Annotated in this window: 14 protein-coding genes; 3 read left to right on the plus strand and 11 right to left on the minus strand. The window is 68.7% G+C overall.

All coding sequences use genetic code 11. From position 1 onward, the window contains the following. Nucleotides 1-138: 138 nt before the first annotated feature. Together AC5LXK_RS29145 and AC5LXK_RS29150 are read right to left on the minus strand one after the other, a co-directional pair. Nucleotides 139-2,736, minus strand: coding sequence for an ATP-binding protein (locus AC5LXK_RS29145; protein WP_493392104.1), 2,598 nt, complete (start codon nt 2,734-2,736; stop codon nt 139-141). A 4-nt stretch (nt 2,737-2,740) separates the two neighbouring features. Beyond that, nucleotides 2,741-3,469, minus strand: coding sequence for a response regulator (locus tag AC5LXK_RS29150; protein WP_493392105.1), 729 nt, complete (start codon nt 3,467-3,469; stop codon nt 2,741-2,743). 729 nt (nt 3,470-4,198) lie between these two features. Between AC5LXK_RS29150 and AC5LXK_RS29155 the strand changes: the two genes are divergently transcribed. Further along, the gene (locus AC5LXK_RS29155; RefSeq protein ID WP_493392106.1) at nt 4,199-5,062 is read left to right on the plus strand and encodes a crotonase/enoyl-CoA hydratase family protein; all 864 of its coding nucleotides are present in this window, start codon (nt 4,199-4,201) and stop codon (nt 5,060-5,062) included. 49 nt (nt 5,063-5,111) lie between these two features. Here the strand turns inward: AC5LXK_RS29155 and pdeR are convergent, their stop codons facing one another. The 4 genes from pdeR to AC5LXK_RS29175 all read right to left on the minus strand — a co-directional run bounded on the left by pdeR (nt 5,112) and on the right by AC5LXK_RS29175 (nt 13,598). Further along, entirely contained in the window at nt 5,112-7,115 is a 2,004-nt protein-coding gene (gene pdeR / locus AC5LXK_RS29160) for a cyclic di-GMP phosphodiesterase (protein WP_493392107.1), read from the minus strand. 562 nt (nt 7,116-7,677) lie between these two features. Then, a complete protein-coding gene (locus AC5LXK_RS29165; RefSeq protein WP_493392108.1) occupies nt 7,678-11,322 on the minus strand; it encodes a hydantoinase B/oxoprolinase family protein in 3,645 nt (1,214 codons plus the stop codon). 121 nt (nt 11,323-11,443) lie between these two features. Further along, nucleotides 11,444-12,742, minus strand: coding sequence for an MFS transporter (locus AC5LXK_RS29170; RefSeq protein WP_493392109.1), 1,299 nt, complete (start codon nt 12,740-12,742; stop codon nt 11,444-11,446). An 82-nt stretch (nt 12,743-12,824) separates the two neighbouring features. Further along, nucleotides 12,825-13,598: a putative hydro-lyase gene (locus AC5LXK_RS29175; protein WP_262543645.1), complete on the minus strand. Its 774-nt coding sequence runs from the start codon at nt 13,596-13,598 to the stop codon at nt 12,825-12,827. A gap of 205 nt (nt 13,599-13,803) precedes the next feature. On the opposite strand from AC5LXK_RS29175, the gene AC5LXK_RS29180 reads away from it, so the two are divergent. Together AC5LXK_RS29180 and AC5LXK_RS29185 are read left to right on the plus strand one after the other, a co-directional pair. After that, complete coding sequence (locus tag AC5LXK_RS29180) at nt 13,804-14,736, plus strand: LysR family transcriptional regulator (protein ID WP_493392110.1); 933 nt, start codon at nt 13,804-13,806, stop codon at nt 14,734-14,736. A 158-nt stretch (nt 14,737-14,894) separates the two neighbouring features. Further along, the gene (locus AC5LXK_RS29185; protein WP_493392111.1) at nt 14,895-15,782 is read left to right on the plus strand and encodes a hypothetical protein; all 888 of its coding nucleotides are present in this window, start codon (nt 14,895-14,897) and stop codon (nt 15,780-15,782) included. Nucleotides 15,783-15,876: 94 nt separating this feature from the next. Here the strand turns inward: AC5LXK_RS29185 and AC5LXK_RS29190 are convergent, their stop codons facing one another. The 5 genes from AC5LXK_RS29190 to AC5LXK_RS29210 all read right to left on the minus strand — a co-directional run bounded on the left by AC5LXK_RS29190 (nt 15,877) and on the right by AC5LXK_RS29210 (nt 20,993). Continuing rightward, entirely contained in the window at nt 15,877-17,574 is a 1,698-nt protein-coding gene (locus AC5LXK_RS29190) for a hypothetical protein (RefSeq protein ID WP_493392112.1), read from the minus strand. A 188-nt stretch (nt 17,575-17,762) separates the two neighbouring features. Further along, entirely contained in the window at nt 17,763-18,089 is a 327-nt protein-coding gene (locus AC5LXK_RS29195) for an antibiotic biosynthesis monooxygenase family protein (RefSeq protein WP_493392113.1), read from the minus strand. A gap of 65 nt (nt 18,090-18,154) precedes the next feature. Further along, nucleotides 18,155-19,141: a flagellin N-methylase gene (locus AC5LXK_RS29200; protein WP_493392114.1), complete on the minus strand. Its 987-nt coding sequence runs from the start codon at nt 19,139-19,141 to the stop codon at nt 18,155-18,157. After that, on the minus strand, nt 19,135-19,947 hold the full coding sequence (locus AC5LXK_RS29205) for a MetQ/NlpA family lipoprotein (protein ID WP_493392115.1): 813 nt from the start codon (nt 19,945-19,947) through the stop codon (nt 19,135-19,137). The genes AC5LXK_RS29200 and AC5LXK_RS29205 overlap by 7 nt, the downstream gene beginning before the upstream one ends. Next, entirely contained in the window at nt 19,944-20,993 is a 1,050-nt protein-coding gene (locus AC5LXK_RS29210) for a formylglycine-generating enzyme family protein (RefSeq protein ID WP_493392116.1), read from the minus strand. The genes AC5LXK_RS29205 and AC5LXK_RS29210 overlap by 4 nt, the downstream gene beginning before the upstream one ends. Between the last annotated feature and the right edge of the window lie 9 nt (nt 20,994-21,002).

Consider the following 21,002-nt stretch of genomic DNA (forward strand, 5'->3'; position numbering starts at 1 on the left):
CCGGTTTTGTTCGATTCGTGCGCCGCGACGTCGCTACTGCGTCGCCGGTGCCGTATCGCTATGAAACACCCGTCCCGTTAATCGAACATTTCGGAAACACGTATCGCCATTAACAATCGAAACAATTGGAGTCGGGCGTCAGCCCAGCAGCGCGGCGAGCGCCGCCAGGTCGAACGGCTTCTGCACGAACGGCAGGTCCGCCCGCCAGTCGGGATGGGTCTGATGAATCTCGGGCGGCAGGCCCGAGGCCAGCGCCACCCGTTGCGCCGGCCAGCGCCCGGCGAGCCGCGCCGCAAGGGCGATGCCGCTGCCGCCCGCGCCGAGCGAGATGTCCGACAGCACCAGGTCGACCGGGCCGTGCCGGGCCAGCCAGCGCAACGCGGCGTCGCCGTCGGGCACCGCATCGGCCCGCGCGCCGAGCGCCGCGAACTGGCTGACCGCCGTGTCGCGCACCTCGGCGTCGTCGTCAACCACCAGCACGCGCGCACCCGGGCGCACCGCCGCAGGCAGGTCGCGCACGGCAGCCGGCCGGCCGGCCGGCGCCGCGCAGGCCGGCAGCCGAAGCTCGACGCGCGTGCCGCGGCCGACCTCGCTGTGAATCCGCAGATCGCCGCCGCTTTGCCGCACGAACCCGTACACGCTGCTGAGCCCGAGCCCGCTGCCCTCGCCGGCCGCCTTCGTCGTGAAGAACGGTTCGATCACCTTGTCGAGCAGCACGGGCGCGATGCCGCAGCCGGTATCCGTCACGCTCAGCACGATCGTCGACGGGCCGTCCGACGCATCCGGCGCCGGCTCGCGCCGTGCGGACAGCGTGAGCGTTCCGCCTTCCGGCATCGCGGCCGCGCTGTTGAGCGCCAGGTTCAGCACCGCATTCTCGAGCTGACCGCGGTCGACGTTCACCCACATCGTGTCGCCGGCCGGCTCGAGCACGACGGACACGCGCTGCCCGGCCGAATATTCGACGAGGTCGAGCATTTCCGCGAGCATCGCGCGCACCGACACGCGCTCGGCCTGCAACGGCTGGCGTCGCGCGAACGCGAGCAGCCGCCGCGTGAGGCGCGACGCGCGTTCGGCCGCGCGGCTTGCACGCTCGGCCATCGTCCGCGCGTCGTGCTGCCCGTCGAGCCGCGGCAGCAGCAGTTCGAGGTTGCCGAGAATCGCGACGAGAAAATTGTTGAAATCGTGCGCGACGCCGCCCGTCAACTGGCCGAGCACGTCCATCTTCTGCGCCTGGCGCAGTTCGGCCTCGACCGCGCGGCGGCTCGTCAGGTCGCGGCAGACCGACACCCATCCGCCGTCCGGCAACGGCTGGCAGTGAAATTCGAGCGTGCGCCGGTCACTCAGGTGCAGTTCGGCGGACGCGGCCACGCGCACGCCGTCGGACGTGCGCGTCGCGGTCTCGGCCGATACCTGGTGCCAGCGGGCGGGCCGCGCCAGCGCGTCGCGCAATGCAACGAGCGGCAGGCCTGCCCGCAGCGCGGTCGCGTCGATGCCGAGCAGCTTCGCGAACGTCGGATTCCACGCGACCAGCCCGCCCTGCATGTCATGCACGGACACGCCGTCGTTCATCGAATTGAGTACGGACTCCTGCAGACGGCGCTGGGCTTCGAGCCCCTGGGTCAGCTGTTCCTTCTCGATCAGGTTGGTGCGGAACACCTCGAACGCGCGCGCCAGCTCGCCGATTTCGTCGGGCCGGTGCATCGACGGCATCCGGTCGGACGTGATCCCCTTCGCGAGGCGCGCCATCACGCGCGTCATCGCCTGCAGCTTGTGCAGGATGCGGCTGGCGTACGCCACGCCGAGCAACGCCACCGCGACACCTGCAACAGCCAGCAGCAGCAGGCCCGACTGGCTCGACGTCGCGACCTTGCGCACCTTGTCGCTGCGCTCGCTCGCGATCTGGCGCAAGCGCTCGACGTAGCGTGCGGACTTGCCGCTGAGGTGATCGGCGTGACCGCGCAACAGCGTGACGAGATAGCCGGTCTGCGTCTCGCTCGACAGGAATTCGCGGCGCACCGCGAACACGTTGCGCGCGCTGCCGTCGAGCTGCTGCAACGCGTCGGCGAGCGCCGGCTGGCTGCGATCCTCGCCGCGCGCACGCACACGCAGCCACAGCGCCTCGTTGTCGCTCTCCGCGCTGCCGAGCTCCGCCGCGTTCGCCGCCTGCAACGCACCGGCCGTGCGCGCCCAGATCTCCAGCAACGTCGGTGCAGCCCGGGCAACCAGCCCTTTCTGCCGTGCAATGCGATCGCCGATGGCGTCGGTCGCCGTGCGCAGGTCGCTCAGTTCCGCCTTGAGCTGCCGCTGCCGGCCCGACACGATCAGCAGCCGCGCGAGATCCTGGTCGATCGCGTCCAGATCGTCGATCACCGCGAGCCGGCCGCCCGCCTTGTCGGCCGTTCCGGTCGGCTTGCCGAAGCCCGGCGACAGGCGCCGGATATCGCCGAGCAGGCCGCGCAGCAGCTCGGTATCGCTGTGCAGCAGGTCCGGCGAATCGGTCAGCATCATGCTCGGCGCAACCGCCGCGAGTTGGGCGACCTTGTCGGACAGCTCGAGCGCGCGGGCGATCTCCGGCACGACGTTCGCCTCGTATTCGTCGAGCGCGTTCTGGTTCGCGCGCATGCCGAGCACGCCGACCACCACGACCGCGAGCGTGATGCCGAACAACAGCAGGAACGTCGCGATCAGCTTGGCCCGCACGCTCCACGGCGGCAACAGGGTCAGGGGTGCACGCATCGCATCACACGCGCACGACCGGCACCGAGAACACGTATCCGGCGCCGCGTTGCGTGCGGATATAGGTCGGGTGCTCGGGGTTCGGTTCGATCTTGCGGCGCAGGCGCAGGATCAGCACGTCGATCGTGCGATCGTAGACGTCGATGTCGATGCCGAAGCCGCGCGTGCGCTCCAGCAGCTGCTCGCGGGACCAGACGCGCGACGGCTGCTGGACCATCGCCGCCAGCAGTTCGAACTCGCCCTGCGTCAGCGCGCACGGATTGCCGCCGTGCGTCAGCGTGCGCGCGGCGAAGTCGAGCGTCCAGCCGTCGAAGCAGAAGCGCGGGCCGCCGCCGTTCGGTGCGGGGCGCGGCATCGACAGCTCGGTCGTGCGCCGCAGCTGCGCGCGCACGCGCGCGATCAACTCGCGCCCGGACACCGGCTTCGTGATGAAATCGTCCGCGGCGGTCTCGAGGCCGAGCACGCGGTCCGTCTCGTCGCCGAGCCCGCTGATCATGATGATCGACACGTCGGACCGGCGGCGCAGCTCGCGCGCCACCGCCAGGCCGTCCTCGCCGCGCAGCTTCAGGTCGAGAATGACGAGCGCGTGCGGCGCGGCCGCCAGTTGCTGCTGCATCCGCGCGGCGCTGTCGGCCGTCGACACGTCGAACCCGGCCTCTTCCAGCACGCCTCTCAGCCAGGCGCGCACTTCCGGATCGTCGTCCAGCACCAGGACTCGATGTTTTTCTGACATGCGTGTTCTCCTCCATGCCGGCCGCGCTCGGAACGCGCGGCCGTGCCGGATGCGAATGGTGGCCGAAGCCGACCGACTCTGGCAAGTTCCGTCGGACGCGTGCCGGAAGGGAGAACTGCGTGCCTGCGCGCGGAACGCGGCGCGCACAAATGAACGGGCGCGCGATTCTAGCGCCGAAAAAACGTCACCGGACACCCGCCGGTACCGGTGAATACCCTGCACCGGCGGACGGTCGCGACACCGTCGTCGCATTGCCAATTCCCGGTTACGACTCCCGGCACCGGATCCGGCATTACCGTGCCGTTCGCAGGTTCGGCGTCCTGCGCATGGCCGGCACGCCGTCGATACCCGCGGTACGCCGCCCTGCCGGCGCGGCCGGTTTCGGCACGACGAACCCGCATGACACTGCAGTGCCGCCGGCCGGCATCCGCCCCGCCGACGCGCACGCCCCTCCTCACGCCGGCGCCATCCGCGCCGCTATATCGACGCATCCGCCGCGCCGGCTTCCTGCATGGTTCTGCCCGCACCCGGGCGTTCGATTGCGCCTCGTCGACGATTCCCGCGCCCGACGCGCGCCCACGCGGCTTTCAGGTGGGCCATTCCACACATGCGCCATTTGTGCGCGCGCAACAATGGCGATGCCTCGCGCCCGGCGCCCGGCGGGCCCCCGATTCCCGCATGGCGCCTCGCGCGGCGGTCTTCAAAAACCACATCTCACGAGGACATACCATGCAACTCCAATCCCATCCGGCGTGCCGCCCGTTTTACGAAGCCGGCGAACTCTCGCAACTGACCGCCTTTTATGAGGAAGGCCGTAATGTCATGTGGATGATGCTGCGATCGGAGCCGCGGCCGTGCTTCAACCAACAACTCGTCACCGACATCATCCATCTCGCGCGCGTCGCACGCGACTCGGGCCTCAGGTTCGACTTCTGGGTGACGGGCTCGCTCGTCCCCGAGCTGTTCAACGTCGGCGGCGACCTGAGCTTCTTCGTCGACGCGATCCGCAGCGGCCGGCGCGACCAGTTGATGGCCTACGCGCGTTCGTGCATCGACGGCGTGTACGAGATCTACACGGGCTTCGGCACCGGTGCGATCTCGATCGCGATGGTCGAGGGCAGCGCGCTGGGCGGCGGCTTCGAGGCTGCGCTCGCGCATCACTACGTGCTCGCACAGAAAGGCGTGAAGCTCGGGTTTCCCGAGATCGCGTTCAACCTGTTCCCGGGCATGGGCGGCTATTCGCTGGTCTCGCGCAAGGCGAACCGCGGCGTCGCGGAATCGCTGATCGCGACCGGCGAAGCGCATGCGTCCGAATGGTACGAAGACTGCGGGCTGATCGACCAGACGTTCGATGCCGGCGATGCGTATCTCGCGACGCGTACCTTCATCGACGTGACGAAGCCGAAGCTGAACGGCGTACGTGCGATGCTGCGCGCCCGCGAGCGCGTGTTCCAGCTGTCGCGCTCGGAGCTGATGGACATCACGGAAGCGTGGGTGCATGCGGCGTTCACGATCGAGCCGAAGGATCTCGCGTACATGGAACGCCTGGTGATGCTGCAGAACCGGCGCGTGTCGAAGCTGCGCACGGTGTAACGGAACAGGCGCCGCCGCGTGCCGGCGGCGCCCGGGCAACGCACGAGGCTCAGGCGATCAGCCTGAGCTTCCTCGTCTCCGCGAGCCACGCCTCGAATGCCTGCGCCGGCATCGGCCGCGCGTAGTAGTAGCCCTGCGCGTGATCGACGTCGAGCTGCTTGAGGAAATCGGCTTCCGCGGGCGTTTCGACGCCTTCGGCGACCACCGCGAAATTCAGCGCCTTCGCGAGCGACACGACCGAGCGCACGAGCGCCTGCGAGCGCGGGTTGCGGTCGATGCCCGTGATGAAGGTGCGATCGAGCTTGATCGCATCGAGCGGCAGGCGCGACAGCTGCGACAGCGACGAATAGCCGGTGCCGAAATCGTCGAGATGGATCTCCGCGCCGAGCTGGCGGAACTGCCGCATCAGCCCGATGCCCGCATCCTCGTCTTCGATGAAGCAGCTCTCGGTCAGCTCGATGTCGAGCAGGCCCGGCTTGAGCCCCGCACCGTCGAGAATCGACGCGAACTGGTGCACGATGTTCATGTCCTGCAGCTGCCGCGCGGATACGTTCACCGCGATCCGGATGCCGAGCCCCTTCGCCTTCCACGCAGCAGCCTGCGCGGCCGCGGTGCGCATCACCCAGCGTCCGAGCGGTGCGATCAGCCCCGACTCCTCCGCGAAACGGATGAACTCGATCGGCGCGACGAGCCCGCGATCGGGCGACTGCCAGCGGATCAGCGCCTCGACGCCGTGCACGTCGCCCGTCGCGATGTCGACGACCGGCTGGTAGTGCAGCACGAATTGCTCTTCCTCGAGCGCCTTGCGCAGGTTCGTGTCGAGCCACATGTACTTCGCGACCTTCTGGTTCATCTCGAGCGAGAACACGCGGTACGTGTGCTTGCCCTCTTCCTTCGCGACGTACATCGCGGTGTCCGCGCTGCGGATCAGCGTCTCGAGCGAATCGCCGTGCTGCGGATGCATCGCGATGCCGATCGAGCAGCTCGTGTAGACCTCCATCAGCCCGAGATGGATCGGCGTGCGCAGCCGTTCGAGAATGATCTGCGCGGTCGCTTCGAGCAGCGGCCGCGTGCCGTGCTCGAACAGCACGAGGAATTCGTCGCCGCCGAGCCGCGCGAGCGTCGCGCCGGACGGCAGGCAGCCGCTGATGATCGCCGACACGTCCTGCAGCAGGCGATCGCCGGTGATGTGCCCGTAGTGATCGTTGACGCGCTTGAAGTTGTCGAGGTCGAGGAACAGGATGCCGACCTGGCCGCGCGTCTCGGCGCGCTCCGCGTCGATCGCCGCGCGGATGCGCTCGCTGATCGCATGGCGGTTCGGCAGCCCGGTCAGCACGTCGGTGTTCGCGAGTTCGGTGAGGCGCTGCTGCGCGTTGCGCTCCTCGGTGATGTCGATGCCCGAGCAGATCAGGAACTGCTCGTCGATGCCGCTGCCGCTCTGCACGAACTTGTTGCGGAACTGGAACAGGCGCGGCCCGTTGACCGTGTTGATGTAGCGCTCGACCGCGTACGACTGGTTGCTCGCGAAAAAGCCGGTGATGTTGCTGCGCGACTGCGCGCCCTGCTCGGGGCTCATGAACAGCTCGAACGCGCTGCGGCCGATCACGTCGACCTCGCGCTTGCCCGTCACTTCCTCGCACAGGCGGTTGAAGCGCTGCACCATCCCGTTGCGGTCGAGGATCACGACGAGCGAATTCACTTCGGACACGACCTGCTCGGCGAATGCGAGCCCGTGCGACAGGTCGTCGGCGACGGATACGGTATCGGAATAGGCGGAGGCCGTGCCGGCCCAGTCGGTCGTGTTGACCTTCCGGCCGACGAGATGGAGGCTGACCGAATTGCCGAACAGCGCGATGTCGAGCACGAGGTGCGACGTGACGCCCGTCAACGCACGGATGCGTGCGGCCTGCTCGACCGTCAGCGCCACGGCGACGTTGGTCAGGCCGCGGACGGCCGCCAGCTCGAGCGCATTGCTGTCGCTGCCGAGGCGCCAGCAGGGGCTGCGCGTACCGACATGCGCTTCGAGCACCGCGCTATCGTTTTCGTCGTCCATGAACACGCCCCGATCCAGAAAAAACGCACAGTGTAGACGGAGGCGAGTTGGCCGACCGCCTTCCCGGGCCGCGCAGTGCGCGTTCCCGGCAGGTCAGCCGTAATTGCCGTGACAACGGCCCTCGTCCCGTACTTGTTTCCAACTAATGCGACCCGGCGTTCGCGCGTGATGCGCGCAGGTTCTGCCTAACGAATGATGAGAGCCATCTTATCAAATGACGATGAGGATTGGCACTCACATTTAGAGCAGAGTGTCAAGGAATCGGGACTCGATTGGCAAGCCGGATTTTTCATGATTGGCGACTTGCGAAAGACGGGTTGCGGCGGGGCGGGACCCAGCGGGCGGAATCGGCTGAGTGCCTTTCCAGGCGGGCGTTTGTGGTCTGTTACGGCATTCCGCGACGCGTCGGGGAATGCCCGGCGGCGTCAGGGTCGGATCGCTTTCCGGCGATCCGACTTTGGGTCATTTTTGATTCCGTTTGTGCGTGAATGCGTTGTTTTATTCCACAGTCGGCTGCAATGTTTTCCGTGCCCCGGCGCGGATGTCCGCGCCGGGGCACGGCTCAGCCTGCCGCGCCGTATCCGCCGCCGCCCGGCGTTTCGACGACGAACACGTCACCCGGCGCCATCTGCGCGCGGGCGATGTGGTCGAGCGCCTCGACCGTGCCGTCCACCCGCTCGATCGTGTTGCGGCCGAGCGCGCCCGCTTCGCCGCCCGCCGCGCCGAACGGCGCGTGGATCCGGTTGTTCGACAGGATCGACGCGGTCATCGGCGCGAGGAAGCGGATCCGCCGCACCGCGCCGTCGCCACCGCGCCAGCGCCCGCCGCCGCCCGAGCCGGCGCGGATCCGGTGCGAATCGAGCCGCACCGGGTAGCGCCATTCGAGCACCTCCGGATCGGTGAGCCGCGAGTTCGTCATGTGCGTCTGCACCGCGCCCACGCCCGCAAAGCCGTCACCCGCGCCGCTGCCGCCCGCGATCGTCTCGTAGTACTGGTATTGATCGTTGCCGAACGTGAAGTTGTTCATCGTTCCCTGGCTCGACGCAACGCAGCCGAGCGCGCCGTACAGCGCATTGGTGATCGCCGACGACGTCTCGACGTTGCCCGACACGACGGCCGCCGGATATTCGGGGTTCAGCATCGAGCGGGCCGGCACGATCACCGTCAGCGGCTTCAGGCAGCCGGCGTTCAGCGGGATGTCGTCGCCCACCAGCGTGCGGAACACGTACAGCACGGCGGCCATGCACACGGCCTTCGGCGCGTTGAAGTTGTTGTCGAGCTGCGCGGACGTGCCGGTGAAATCGATTTCGGCACGCCGCGCCGCGCGGTCGACGCGGATCGCGACGCGAATCTCCGCGCCGTTGTCGAGCGGGTAGCGATACGCGCCGTCCTGCAGTGCGCCGATCACGCGCCGCACGGCTTCCTCCGCGTTGTCCTGCACGTGCCCCATGAACGCGAGCACGACGTCGCGGCCGAACTGCGCGACCATCCGGCGCAGCTCGTCGACACCCTTCTGGTTCGCGGCGACCTGCGCGCGCAGGTCGGCCATGTTCTGCTCGACGTTGCGCGCCGGGTAGCGGCCCGACGCGAGCAGCGCGCGCGTGTCGGCATCGCGCAGCACGCCGGCCGACACGAGCTGCCAGTTGTCGATCAGCACGCCCTCCTCGTCGATATGCGTCGAATCGGGCGGCATCGAGCCCGGCGTCGTCCCGCCGATGTCCGCGTGGTGGCCGCGCGAGCCGACGTAGAACAGCGGCGCGTCCGAGCCGTCCGCGAACACCGGCGTGATGACCGTCACGTCCGGCAGGTGCGTGCCGCCGTGATACGGGTCGTTCAGCATGAACACGTCGCCGTCGCGCATCCGGCCGCGGTTGCACTCGATCACCGTGCGGATGCTCTCGCCCATCGAGCCGAGGTGCACGGGCATGTGCGGCGCGTTCGCGATCAGGTTGCCTTCGCCGTCGAAGATCGCACACGAGAAGTCGAGCCGCTCCTTGATGTTCACCGAGTACGCGGTGTTCTGCAGCCGCAGCCCCATCTGCTCGGCGATCGACATGAACAGGTTGTTGAAGATCTCGAGCCGCACCGGGTCGGCATCGGTGCCGAGCGAGCGGCGCGTCGGCAGCGGCGTCGTGCGCGTCAGCACGAGGTTGCCCTGCGTGGTCATCTCCGCGCGCCAGCCGGGCTCGACGACGGTCGTGCCGTTCTTCTCCGCGACGATCGCCGGGCCGTCGATCGCATCGCCGGCGAGCAGCGTGTCGCGCACGTAGAGCGCCGCGTCGTGCCACTGGCCGCCGGAATAGAAGCGCACCGCGGAATCGGCGCGCGGCGCGACGGCGTCGCCTGCGCCGCGCGGCGCGAGCGGCGCGATGTCGACCGGCGCGTCGGAGCGGCCGATCGCCTCGACCGACGCAAGCTCGGCGACGAGCGGCGTGCCGGGCATCAGGAACGCGTAGCGCTGCCGGTACGCGGCCTCGAACGCCTGCTGCATCGCGTCGACGCTGCCGGCCGCCACATCGAGCGCCGAATCGGTGCCCTGGTAGCGCAGGTGCACGCGCCGCTCGGTCGCGATCCGCTCCGGCGGCACGCCCTGTTCGAGCAGCGCGCCGACCGCCTCGTCGGCCAGCCGGTCGAGCGCCGCGTTCAGCGCCGGCAGCGACGCATCGGACAGCACGGCCTCGACCGCGCGCTCGCGCATCGCGGTCTGGTCGGCGAGGCCCATCCCGTACGCGGACAGCACGCCCGCGAGCGGATGCGCGAACACCTGCGTCATCCCGAGCGCATCGGCCACGCCGCACGCGTGCTGGCCGCCCGCGCCGCCGAACGTCGTCAGTACGTAGCGCGACACGTCGTGGCCGCGCTGCACGGAGATCTTCTTGATCGCGTTCGCCATGCTGCCGATCGCGATCTCCAGGAAGCCTTCGGCCAGCGCCTCGGGCGTCTCGCGCCGCCCCGTCGCCGCATGGATCTCGTCGGCGAGCGCCGCGAACTTCGCGACCACGCCGTCGCGGTCGAGCGGTTCGTCCGCATGCGGGCCGAACACGCGCGGAAAATGATCGGGCTGGATCTTGCCGAGCATCACGTTGCAGTCGGTCACCGTCAGCGGGCCGCCGCGCCGGTACGCGGCCGGCCCCGGGTTCGCGCCGGCCGATTCGGGCCCGACGCGCAGCCGCGCGCCGTCGAAGCCGAGCACCGAGCCGCCGCCGGCCGCGACCGTGTGGATGCTCATCATCGGCGCGCGCATCCGCACGCCGGCCACCTGCGTCTCGAACTCGCGCTCGAATTCGCCGTTGTAGTGCGACACGTCGGTCGACGTGCCGCCCATGTCGAAGCCGATCACCTGGCCGAAGCCGGCCGCGCGCGCGGCCCGCACCATCCCGACGATGCCGCCCGCCGGCCCCGACAGGATCGCGTCCTTGCCCTGGAACGCATCGGCGCGCGTCAGGCCGCCGCTGCTCTGCATGAACTGCAGGTTCACGCCCGGCATCTCGTGCGCGACCTGCTCGACATAGCGGCGCAGGATCGGCGACAGGTACGCGTCGACCACCGTCGTATCGCCGCGCGACACCATCTTCATCAGCGGCGACACCTCGTGCGACACCGATACCTGCGTGAAGCCGATGCGGCGCGCGAGTTCCGCCAGCGCGCGTTCGTGCGCGGTATAGCGATAGCCGTGGATCAGCACGATCGCGAGCGCACGCACGCCGCTGTCAAACACGCGGCGCAGCGACGCTTCGGCGCCCTGAACGTCGAGCGGCACGACCACATCGCCGTGCGCGCCGACGCGCTCGTCGATCTCGACGACGGTTTCGTACAGCGCATCGGGCAGCACGATGTCGAGATCGAACAGGCGCGGCCGGTTCTGGTACGCGATGCGCAGCACGTCGCGAAAGCCGCGCGTCGTCGCGAGCGCGGTGCGTTCGCCCTTGCGCTCGAGCAGTGCGTTGGTCGCGACCGTCGTGCCCATCTTCACCATGTCGACGTGCGCGGGCGTGATCGGCTCGCCTGCCGCGAGGCCGAGCAGGTGGCGAATGCCGGCCACGGCCGCGTCGCGGTATTGCTCGGGGTTCTCCGACAGCAGCTTGTGCGTGACGAGCGTGCCGTCGGGCCGGCGCGCGACGATGTCGGTGAACGTGCCGCCGCGGTCGATCCAGAATTGCCAGCGCGCAGCGTCGGAGGGAACGGGGGAAAGGTGTCGGTCAGTCATGATGTCGGGTCGATGCGTCGTTGAATCGAGGGACGAACGCCGCCGCACGGCGCGCGTCGCGCGCCGTGTCACGGTGTCGATGAACAGGGGAAGGAAAACGAAGGGCCGGCCGCCCGGCCGCTTACGCGGCGTCGAGCTCGCGGCCGCGGGTCTCGGGCAGCGTCAGCGCGGCGACGATCACCACGCCGTAGGCGGCGACCGCGAAGATGCCGATGCTCATGCCGAGCCCGTACTGCTTCGACAGCGCGCCGATCAGGAACGGGAACAGCGCACCGATCGCGCGGCCCACGTTGTAGCAGAAGCCCTGGCCGGAGCCGCGCACGCGGGTCGGGAACAGCTCGGTGAGGAACGCGCCCATCCCCGAGAAGATGCCCGATGCGAAGAAGCCGAGCGGGAAGCCGAGCCACAGCATCGACGCGTTGGTCAGGTTCAGCGACGTGTACGCGAACGCGATCACCATCGAGCCGACCGCGAACAGGATGAAGTTCGGCTTGCGGCCGAGCCGGTCGGTCAGGTACGCGCTCGTCAGGTAGCCGACCCACGAACCGAAGATGATCATCGCGAGATAGCCGCCGGTGCCCATCACGGTCAGGTGCCGCTCGGTCTTCAGGAAGGTCGGCAGCCACGTGGTGATCGCGTAGTAGCCGCCCTGCGCGCCCGTCGTCAGCAGCGCCGCGCGCAGCGTCGTCGTGATCAGCTTCGGCGCGAAGATCTCGGTCATGCGCGGCGCGTCGGCCACTTTCGCCTGCGCGGCCTTCTCTTTCTCGTAGACATCCGGCTCCTTCACGTAGCGACGGATCACGACGACCAGCAGCGCCGGTGCAAGCCCGACGAGGAACAGCCCGCGCCACGCCTGCTCGGCCGGCAGCACCGAGAACAGCAGCGCATACAGCAGCGCGCACAGCCCCCAGCCGATCGCCCAGCCCGACTGCACGAGGCCGACCGCCTTGCCGCGGTCGCGCGCGCGGATCACTTCGCCGATCAGCACCGCGCCGGCCGTCCATTCGCCGCCGAAGCCGAAGCCCATCAGCGCGCGCGCCGCGACCAGCTGGTGGTAGTTCTGCGCGAGCCCGCACAGCGCGGTGAACACCGCGAACCACAGCACCGTGAGCTGCAGCGTGCGCACGCGGCCGATCCGGTCGGACAGGATGCCGGCGATCCAGCCGCCGAGCGCCGACGCGAGCAGCGTGATCGTGCCGATGAAGCCGGCGTCGGCGAGCGAGATGCCCCAGGTCGCGACGAGCGTCGGGATCACGAACGACAGCATCTGCGTGTCCATCCCGTCGAGCATGTAGCCGACCTTGCAGCTCCAGAACGCGCGGCGCTCGCGCGGCTGCGCGTCCGCGTACCACGAGAACAGGCCGTTGCGCTCGGGGCTCGCGGGCTCCGCGGCGGGGGCCGCGAGGGTCTTGCTTTCCATGGTGGTGCTCCTGTCGTTATGCGCCGCCGAATGGCGATCGTGCGTGCGGTGAATCGTGCGAGGCCGTTGGCCGGCCCGGAACTCAGAATACGGCCAGCGATGCGTTCGTGATGTCGGTCATCAGCATGTGGCCGGGCGTATGCGCGATCGCGATCGGCAGCTTCGCGTCCATCAGCGCGGTTTGCGGGGTCACGCCGCATGCCCAGAACACCGGCAGCTCGCCGTCGCGGATCGTCACGGCATCGCCGAATTCGGGTGCGTTCAGATCCGCGATACCGAGTTCCTGCGGGTGGCCGATATGGATCGGCGCACCGTGCACGCCCGGGAACCGGCTCGTGATCTGCACCGCGCGGATCGCGTCGGCGCCGCGCATCGGCCGCATCGACACGACCAGCTGGCCGCCGAAGATCCCCGCGCGGCGGTTCGGGATCGACGTGCGGTACATCGGCACGTTGCGCCCCTCCTCGACGTGGCGCAGGCCGATCCCTTCACGGGCGAGCATGTCCTCGAACGAGAACGAGCAGCCGATCGCGAACACGACGAAGTCGTCGCGCCACAGCGCTTCCAGCGACTCGACGCGCTCGGTCAGCCGGCCGTCGCGGTACACGTTGTAGCTCGGCACGTCGGTGCGGATGTCAAGGTCCTCGCCGAGCGCGTCGATCCGGAACGCGCCCGGTTCGCCGACGCCCAGCAACGGGCATGCCTTCGGGTTCGCCTGGCAGAAGCGCAGGAAATCGTGCGCATACGCGTCGGGCAGGATCGCGAGGTTCGCTTGCGCAAACGGGCCGCAATGGCCGGCGGTCGGGCCGCGGAATGCGCCGTGGCGCACGGACTGGCGGAATTCGGAAGGCGTCATGAGGTTCGGTCGCAGGTCGGGGTGGCGTCGGGACGACGGCGGTATGTCATCGGATACGGCGAAGAATAGAAAAGAAAAAATTTTGTCGCCAACGAGTTTTTTTGCGACTCTTGTATAGAATTTCTTAACGGATCTCCGGGTTTTCCCCGGTCCCGTTCACTTTTCCTCACCGGCAAGCTGCGCATCGACCCTTCGCCCGACCGCCATGAACACGCGTTTTCTCGAAACTTTCGTCACGCTCGCGAAGCTGCGCAACTTCCGCACGACGGCAGCCGCGCTGCATGCGACGCCGGCCGCGATCTCGCAGCGCCTGAAAGCACTCGAGGACGAACTGCAGACGATACTCGTCGATCGCGACAGCCGCGAATTCCGGCTCACGCCGAACGGCGAATACCTGCTCGGCTATGCGAAGGCCGTGGTCGAGGCCACGCAGGAACTGCAGGCCGCCGCGTCCGGCGAAAGCGCGCTGCGCGGCAAGCTGCGGCTCGGCGTGATCGAGACCGTCGTGCACAGCTGGCTCCCGCACTACATGCGGCGGCTGGCGGCCGACTATCCGCAGCTGGAAATCGACCTGACCGTCGACGTGAGCGTCGTGCTGCAGCGCCGGCTGATGGCCGGCGAACTCGACCTGATCATCCGCGTGGAAGGCAGCGACGAGGCGTCGGTGGTGTGCGACGCGCTCGCGAACTACCCGGTGCGCTGGATCGCGCGCACGGGGCTGCTGCCGAACACGCGCACGGGCCTCGCGCGGCAGGTGCTGCGCCAGCCGATCCTCACCTACGGACGCGGCACCGCCCCCCATCGCGCGCTGGAAGACATCGTCCGCACGCTCGCGCACGCCCATGGCGTGCCGCTGTCGGATACGCGCATCACCGGCTCGCCGTCGATCTCGGTGATCGTCCAGCTGGTGCGCGACGGCTTCGGCGTCGCCGCGATTCCGGTGCTGTTCGTCGACGCGCTGATCGAGAGCGGCGAAGTCGTCGAGCTGCCGCTGCAGCCGTCGCCGCCGTCGATCGTCGTGTCGATGTCGCGGCGCGCGGATGCGCCCAGGTTCGTGCACGGCGCGTCGATCGCCGCGCGGGCCGCCTGTCACGAGTATTGCGAGAAGAGCAAGCGGTTGCTGGTCGAGGCGCTTTGACCTTGAAGCGCCGGATGACGCGTTCGACATCGCCGCGCGAATCGCCCACAATCGCGTGCGGCGCGTCGATACACTGAACTGGCGTCGCGCATCGTGAATGACGGCACGGCCGTCCGGCGTTCACCGCTCCGCATGATCCTGCACGACAAGAAGGCAACATGCCGATACGCTCCGCTTCTCCCCGCCTGAACCTCGCGCGTGTCGTGATCGTCGCGCTGTATGTCGCATCGCTGCTGCTGCCCGTCGCGGCCGAACCGCCGAATGCGGCCGGCGCGGTGAGCTGGTGGCGCGGGTACACGGTGCTGGCGCTCGGCCCGCTCGCGATCCTCGACCTGCAGTTCGCGTGGCTCGGCAACCCGCTGCTCGTCGCCGCGCTGATCAAACCGAACCGCATCGTGTCCGCGCTGCTCGCCGTGGCCGTGGCCTTTGCGATCGGGTGGCACACGATACCGACCGACGCGAACTACGAAACGATCAGCACGTTCGGCGCCGGGTACTACCTGTGGATCGCGGCGACGATCGCCGCCGCCGCGTTGCCGTGGATCGACGGGCGCGGGTGGAAAGCCGGCGCGGTGCCGGGTGGTGCCGTCGATGCTATTGATGCCATTGATGCGGCCGTCCCGACCGACCTGAACACCCCTGCTCAACCGGGCGTCGCACCGCCATCGGCCCGGCCGCCCGCCCGTTCGAGCGGCTGGCGCGTGACCGCGACCGACACACGCATCGAGTCGACCGACCAGACCGGGACGACGCGCGGCATCGCGCTGACCGACCTCGGTGCGATCCTGATCGAAACCAACGACCAGGGGCCCTTCGTGTCCGACATCTGGTGGCTTCTGTTCGATGCGGACAAGCAGCTCGCGTGCGGATTCCCGCAGGATGCAGAAGGCGCAAAGGCAGCCGTCGACCGGCTGCTCGACCTGCCCGGCATCGATCACCGCAAGGTCATCGATGCGCAGACGTCGATCCAGAATGCGGCGTTCCCGATCTGGGAGCGCGCGGTGCAGGCGACGCCGAACGGCGACGAAACGCAACGGGCCGGCTGACGCCGCGTGTCGATAGCGCCAGGAAGCACGGCCGCCGGAACAGGCGGCCGCGCATACAGGGCCCGGAACCGGCCGGGCATCACCTGCGTCGGCGTCAGTGCGACCGCCCCGTATCCGTGCCCGGTGCGAACGAGATGCCGCGCAGCACTTCCGCGAACTTCGCCGTACGCAGTACCGCGAACTTCTCGGTGGCGGCCGTCGTCGCGCTCGTGTTGCGCAGCACGTCGCGCACCGCGACGAGACGGTTCGGATCGGCGCCGATGTCACCGTTGCCGCTGACCGTGGACGTAATCGCCCAGATCGTCACCGTGCCGTCATGCTCGACGCGGCCCGTCAGGTTGCGCAGGCCGGCCGTCGCCGGTGCCCACGGCAGGCCGGTCGCCGCGTTGCTGCCGACAGGGTAGCCGGCCACCGAATACGGCTGGCCGAGGCCCAGCCCGTTCTGCAGCGTGTACGCGAGCTTCCACTGCTTCGCGCCTGCGTCGTACACCCACTTCTGCAGGCCGGCGCCCGTCTGTGCGGCCGCATGCGTGTACAGGTCCTGGCCGCCCGTGTAGCCGTCGCCCTCATCCGCGACGTACAGCGTGTTCGCGTCGGCGAACCACATCCCGAACGGGTAGGACAGCGTCGTCGCAGTCTTGTTCGGCGTGGCCGGGAAGCCTGCCAGCACGCACATGTTGTTCGGCACGCCTGCCGTCTGCAGCGTGGCGGCGTTGACGGCGAGCGGCGCCGTCGGCAGCACGGCCTTCGGCGACGGCACGCCGACACCCGACGGGCACGCGGTGCCGGTCGTATCGACGAAGTACACGGTATTCACGCCGTTGTTGCCGCTGCCCTTCGTGTAGTACACGACGTTGTCGTGCACCGCGATGCCGCGGAAGTTGTCGTCCTTGCCGATCTTGTCGGCCTTCGCGCCGAGTTCCGTGACCGAGAAGCTCGCGAGCGGCGTCGGTACGCCCGGATCCTGCTGCGCTTCGTGATGCTTCGCGCCGTCGATGAACTGCGCGCCCGCGCCGAGGATCACGTTGTCCGGTTGCGGATTCGCGCCGTTGCCCGCGTTGCCCGACGTGTAGTAGATCTCGCGGCCATCGCGGTTGTTCAGGATCGCCGCGCGGCCGTTGTTGCCGCTGTAGGCATTCGTCTCGGTGAAACGGAAATGGCCGTGACGATCGACGCGCGCGATCGCGCGATAGAAGTTCTGCCCGTCCGGGTTCGTCGTATCGACCGCGAGCGGCGTGTTCGAGTTCGACACGTCGATCGCGTTGACCGGCGCGACGTAACCCATGAACGTCAGGTAATTTCCGTCGGCCGACAGGTGCAGGCCGAGTTCCGACTTCGAGCTGAAGCTCGTCACCATCTGGTCGTGCGCGAAACCCTTCTGCAGGCTGTTCGGCACTTCGAGCGTGCCGACCGTGCCGCCCGCCGGCGTGATCTGGTCGAGGAAGATGCGCGACGTGATGCCGAAGCTGCCGTCATAGCGGTCGTTGTTCCACACGGCCGGGTAGGTGCCGTCGTTCGGTGCGCCGGACGCCGCGCTGCAACCGCCGGTGGTCTTCGCGCAGTTCGGCGGCAGGATCGCGCCGGGCTGCACGTTGGCTGACACGTTGTCGTAGACGCTGCGGCTCAGCACCAGGAAGCCCGGCACGAAACCGGGTGCGAAGCGGCTGTCGCCGCCGTCATTCGGGGCGGCCTGCGCGCCGATGCTCGCGGCGATCAGCGTGAGTGCAACAGCGGGAACGGTTCGATTGCGCAGCGTGCGGCGGCGCTTCGCGGACAAGGCGACATTCGGCATGGACAAGGCTCCGTACGACATCGAGTGGGGATGTTGTTGTGGACAGACTGACGACGTGAAGCCCCGCCACCTTAGCCATGCTTGATGAAGAATTGATTGCACGCGACGCCGCCGAAACCTGCAGACGAATGCGGGCGTGCATCTGCGTTATTTATATGTAATGCGAAAGAAATGAATCAGACAGCCTGTCACGCGGATTGCCCCGCATGCGGCTGCGTCAGCTTGCCGTCGCCGTACTCGCGCAGCACCTTCGAAATCACGACGCGATAACCGTCCAGCCAGCGTGACTGCTTCGCTTTCGCTTCGAGATGCGCGGGATGCTGCATCAACTGCTGCAGCGCGGCTTCGGACTCCCAGTAGTAGACGTTCTGGATCAACCCGGCTGCCGGGTTCTCCCACGTCTCCTCGCCGAGATAGCCGGGCGTCGCGCGCGCCATGTCGGCGATCTGCCCGTCGAGCCGATGGAATTCGTCGTCGTACTGCCCGGCACGGAAAATGAAGGTCGACGCGTACATGCACGCTCCATCGGAGACGGTTGAAAGAGCGCCAAGTGTAAGGCACGCGCGGCGCGCCGCGATCGTCAGGCGGCGAGCGGACCGGCGTCAAACCGATCGTCGAGCCACGCATCGATTCGCAGCGCATCGTCACGCGCGCCGGCTGCGGGTAGCGGCATCGCCACGAGCGCCCGTCGCGCCCGCTCGAGCGCCTGCGCGAAGCCGCGCAATTCGTGCGTCGCTGGCCGGTCGTCGGCGCGCCTGCGCGCGAGTGCCGCTTCGATGGTTACGCCGATCAACGCAAGCTGCGCGTCGATGAAGTCGATGCACAGCGCGCGACAATGTGCGGAAACGGACGCCGCGGTGAGCAGCACCGGCACGATCGACACGGTCAGGTAGCCGCCCGGCGCGAGCCGCGACAGCGTCTGGCGCACGTCCTGCCCGCCATCGGTCAACGAAGCGAACACGGCATCGCGCCACACCGCACGCTCGAACGCAAGCGCATCGCGATGGGTGTCGAGCGCTGCGCGGTCGGCGACCTGTCCGGCCGTCACCAGCGGAACCGGGAATGACGATTCAACGGAAGATGGCGCGCTCGCCGCTTCGACGATACAGTTCGCGCCCAGCCATGCCGCGTCGTCACGCCGCGCGGCGAGCACGCGCGACTGCAGCCGGTCCGGCAGCATCGGATCGAGCGGCACCGCGCTGCAGATCGACGGCTTGTTCGCCTGCACGCTGCAGCGGCCATCGTCGGCCAGCGCCGCGCAACGGCCGAGCGACGGATAGTCGTAGCCCTGCAACGTCAGCGCGATCCATTCGCCCTTCGTGCCGCCAATCCGGTGGAACAGCCGATCCGACAGCGCATCGGACGCCGCGACATCCTCCGCATCGAATACATGTTCGCGCCCGCCTGCACGCCAGCGCTCGCCGATCCGCCGCTTCGGCACGCGGCGGATCGTCAGCGCGCCGACGAAGCGATGCCGATGCCGGAACAGTTCGCGCAACGACAGCGTCGGCGCGCTGTTGCAGCAGCGGCCGCACGCGTTGCACGAGAGCAGATAAGTCTCTACCACGGCCGCCGCACCGAATCCTGGTAACGCGTGAGGATGAAGCGTGCGACGTCGTCCGAGTGATACGCGGCGACGAGCTGCGCGACCCACGGCTTCGCGCGATCGGCGTTGCGCACCGTCAGCACATTCGCATACGGCGAGCGGGCATCCTCGAGGCTGATGCTGTCGCGCGCGGGCTGCAGCCCGGCCCGGGCCGCCTCGTCGCTGTCGATCGCGACGAACGCGGCCGTATCGAGCGCCGCGTAGAGCCGGTCGCGACGCAGCGCGACGAGCTTCAGCCCGAGCCGGTTGCCCGTCACGTCGCGCAGCGTCGCGTGCAGGCCGGCCTTTTCGCGCAGCGTCACCAGCGTGTCGTTCTGCAGCAGCACGAGCGCTCGCGCCATCCCGCGCGGATCGGCGGGAAGCACCACCGTCGCGCCCGGTTGCAGTTCGTTCAGACTCCTGAGCTTGCGCGAATAGAACGCCATCGGCAATGTGACGGTCGGCGCGACGTCGGTCAATGCGTAGCGCTTCTGTGCGCGCGTTGCAGCGAGCTGCTGCGCGTCCTCGAAGCTGGCCGCGTCGATCCGGCCGTCGGCAAGCGCCGTGTCGATACGCGACGCATCGTCGAATTCGACGACGTCGATACCGAGTCCTCGCGCGGCGACCACCCGCTTCACTTCGTCGAGGATCTGCGCATGCACGCCGCGCGTCACGCCGACCCGCACGGCCGGTTCAGCCGCTTCCGCTGCAATCGCGGCCCCCTGATGCACGACACCGCATGCAGCCAGCAGCCACACCGAAACGAATCGCACGACACCCTGCGTCATGATGCATCCCTCAGAATCGTGCGAAACCCGATGTGTGACGCGCCGAGATCCGCTTCCTGCTGTTCGCGCGACGACGCGCGATAGCGCACGCAGTAATCGCGCGAGCACAGGAACGAGCCGCCCTTGATGACCATCGGCGTATCGTGCCGGCGCGTCGGCGGTGCGACGGCCGCCGTGTCGCCGTTCGTATGCGACTGGTGCGGGCCCGTGTACGCGTCCTTCGTCCATTCCCACGCGTTGCCGATCATGTCGTACAGCCGAAAGCCGTTCGCCGCATAGCAGCCGACCGGCGCGAGCCCCGCATGGCCGTCCTCGGCCGTATCGAGCACCGGGAAGGCACCCTGCCAGTAGTTTGCGGCCGGCTTGCCCTGCGCATCGCGCGGCGCTGCATCCAGCGATGCGTCGTCGCGGCCGGCCTTGCCCGCGTACTCCCATTCGGCCTCGGTCGGCAGGTCGCGGCCGAGCCAGCGTGCATACGCGAGCGCATCGCGCTGCGTGACGAGCGTCACCGGCAGGTTGCCGAGCCCGTCGACATCGCTGCCGGGCCCGCGCGGATGGCGCCACGACGCGCCCTTCACCCACGACCACCACGCGAGGTCGCGCGCATTCATCTCGTCGCGCGTCGGCACATGGAACACGGCCGCGCCGCCCTGCTGCTCGGCCTCGGTCACGTACGCGGTCGCCTGCACGAACGCGGCGAACTGCGCGATCGTCACGTCGGTCTGGTCGATCCAGAAGCCGCCGACGCGCGTGCGGCCGTCGCCGACCGGACGCTCGTCCGCATAGCCGCGCGTGCTGCCGAACACGAACGCGCCGCCGCGCAGGTGCACCATCCCCGCCTGCGGGTCGTCGCGCCACTTCGCCGGCAGCCCCGAGTAGCGTTCGCACTGGCGTTCCGAGCCGAGCGGCGCGAGCGCGCGGCCGTGATTGAGGTCGTCGAACGCGCCGCCGGCCGGCGCCGCCGGATTCGCATAGCCCACCGCGAACGCGGCGGCGAACAGCGTGGCGGCAAGCGCCGCGCCGGTCGTCCAGAAGCGGAACCGCATCGTGTCGTC

It is taken from the genome of Burkholderia pulmonis, assembly GCF_984667975.1.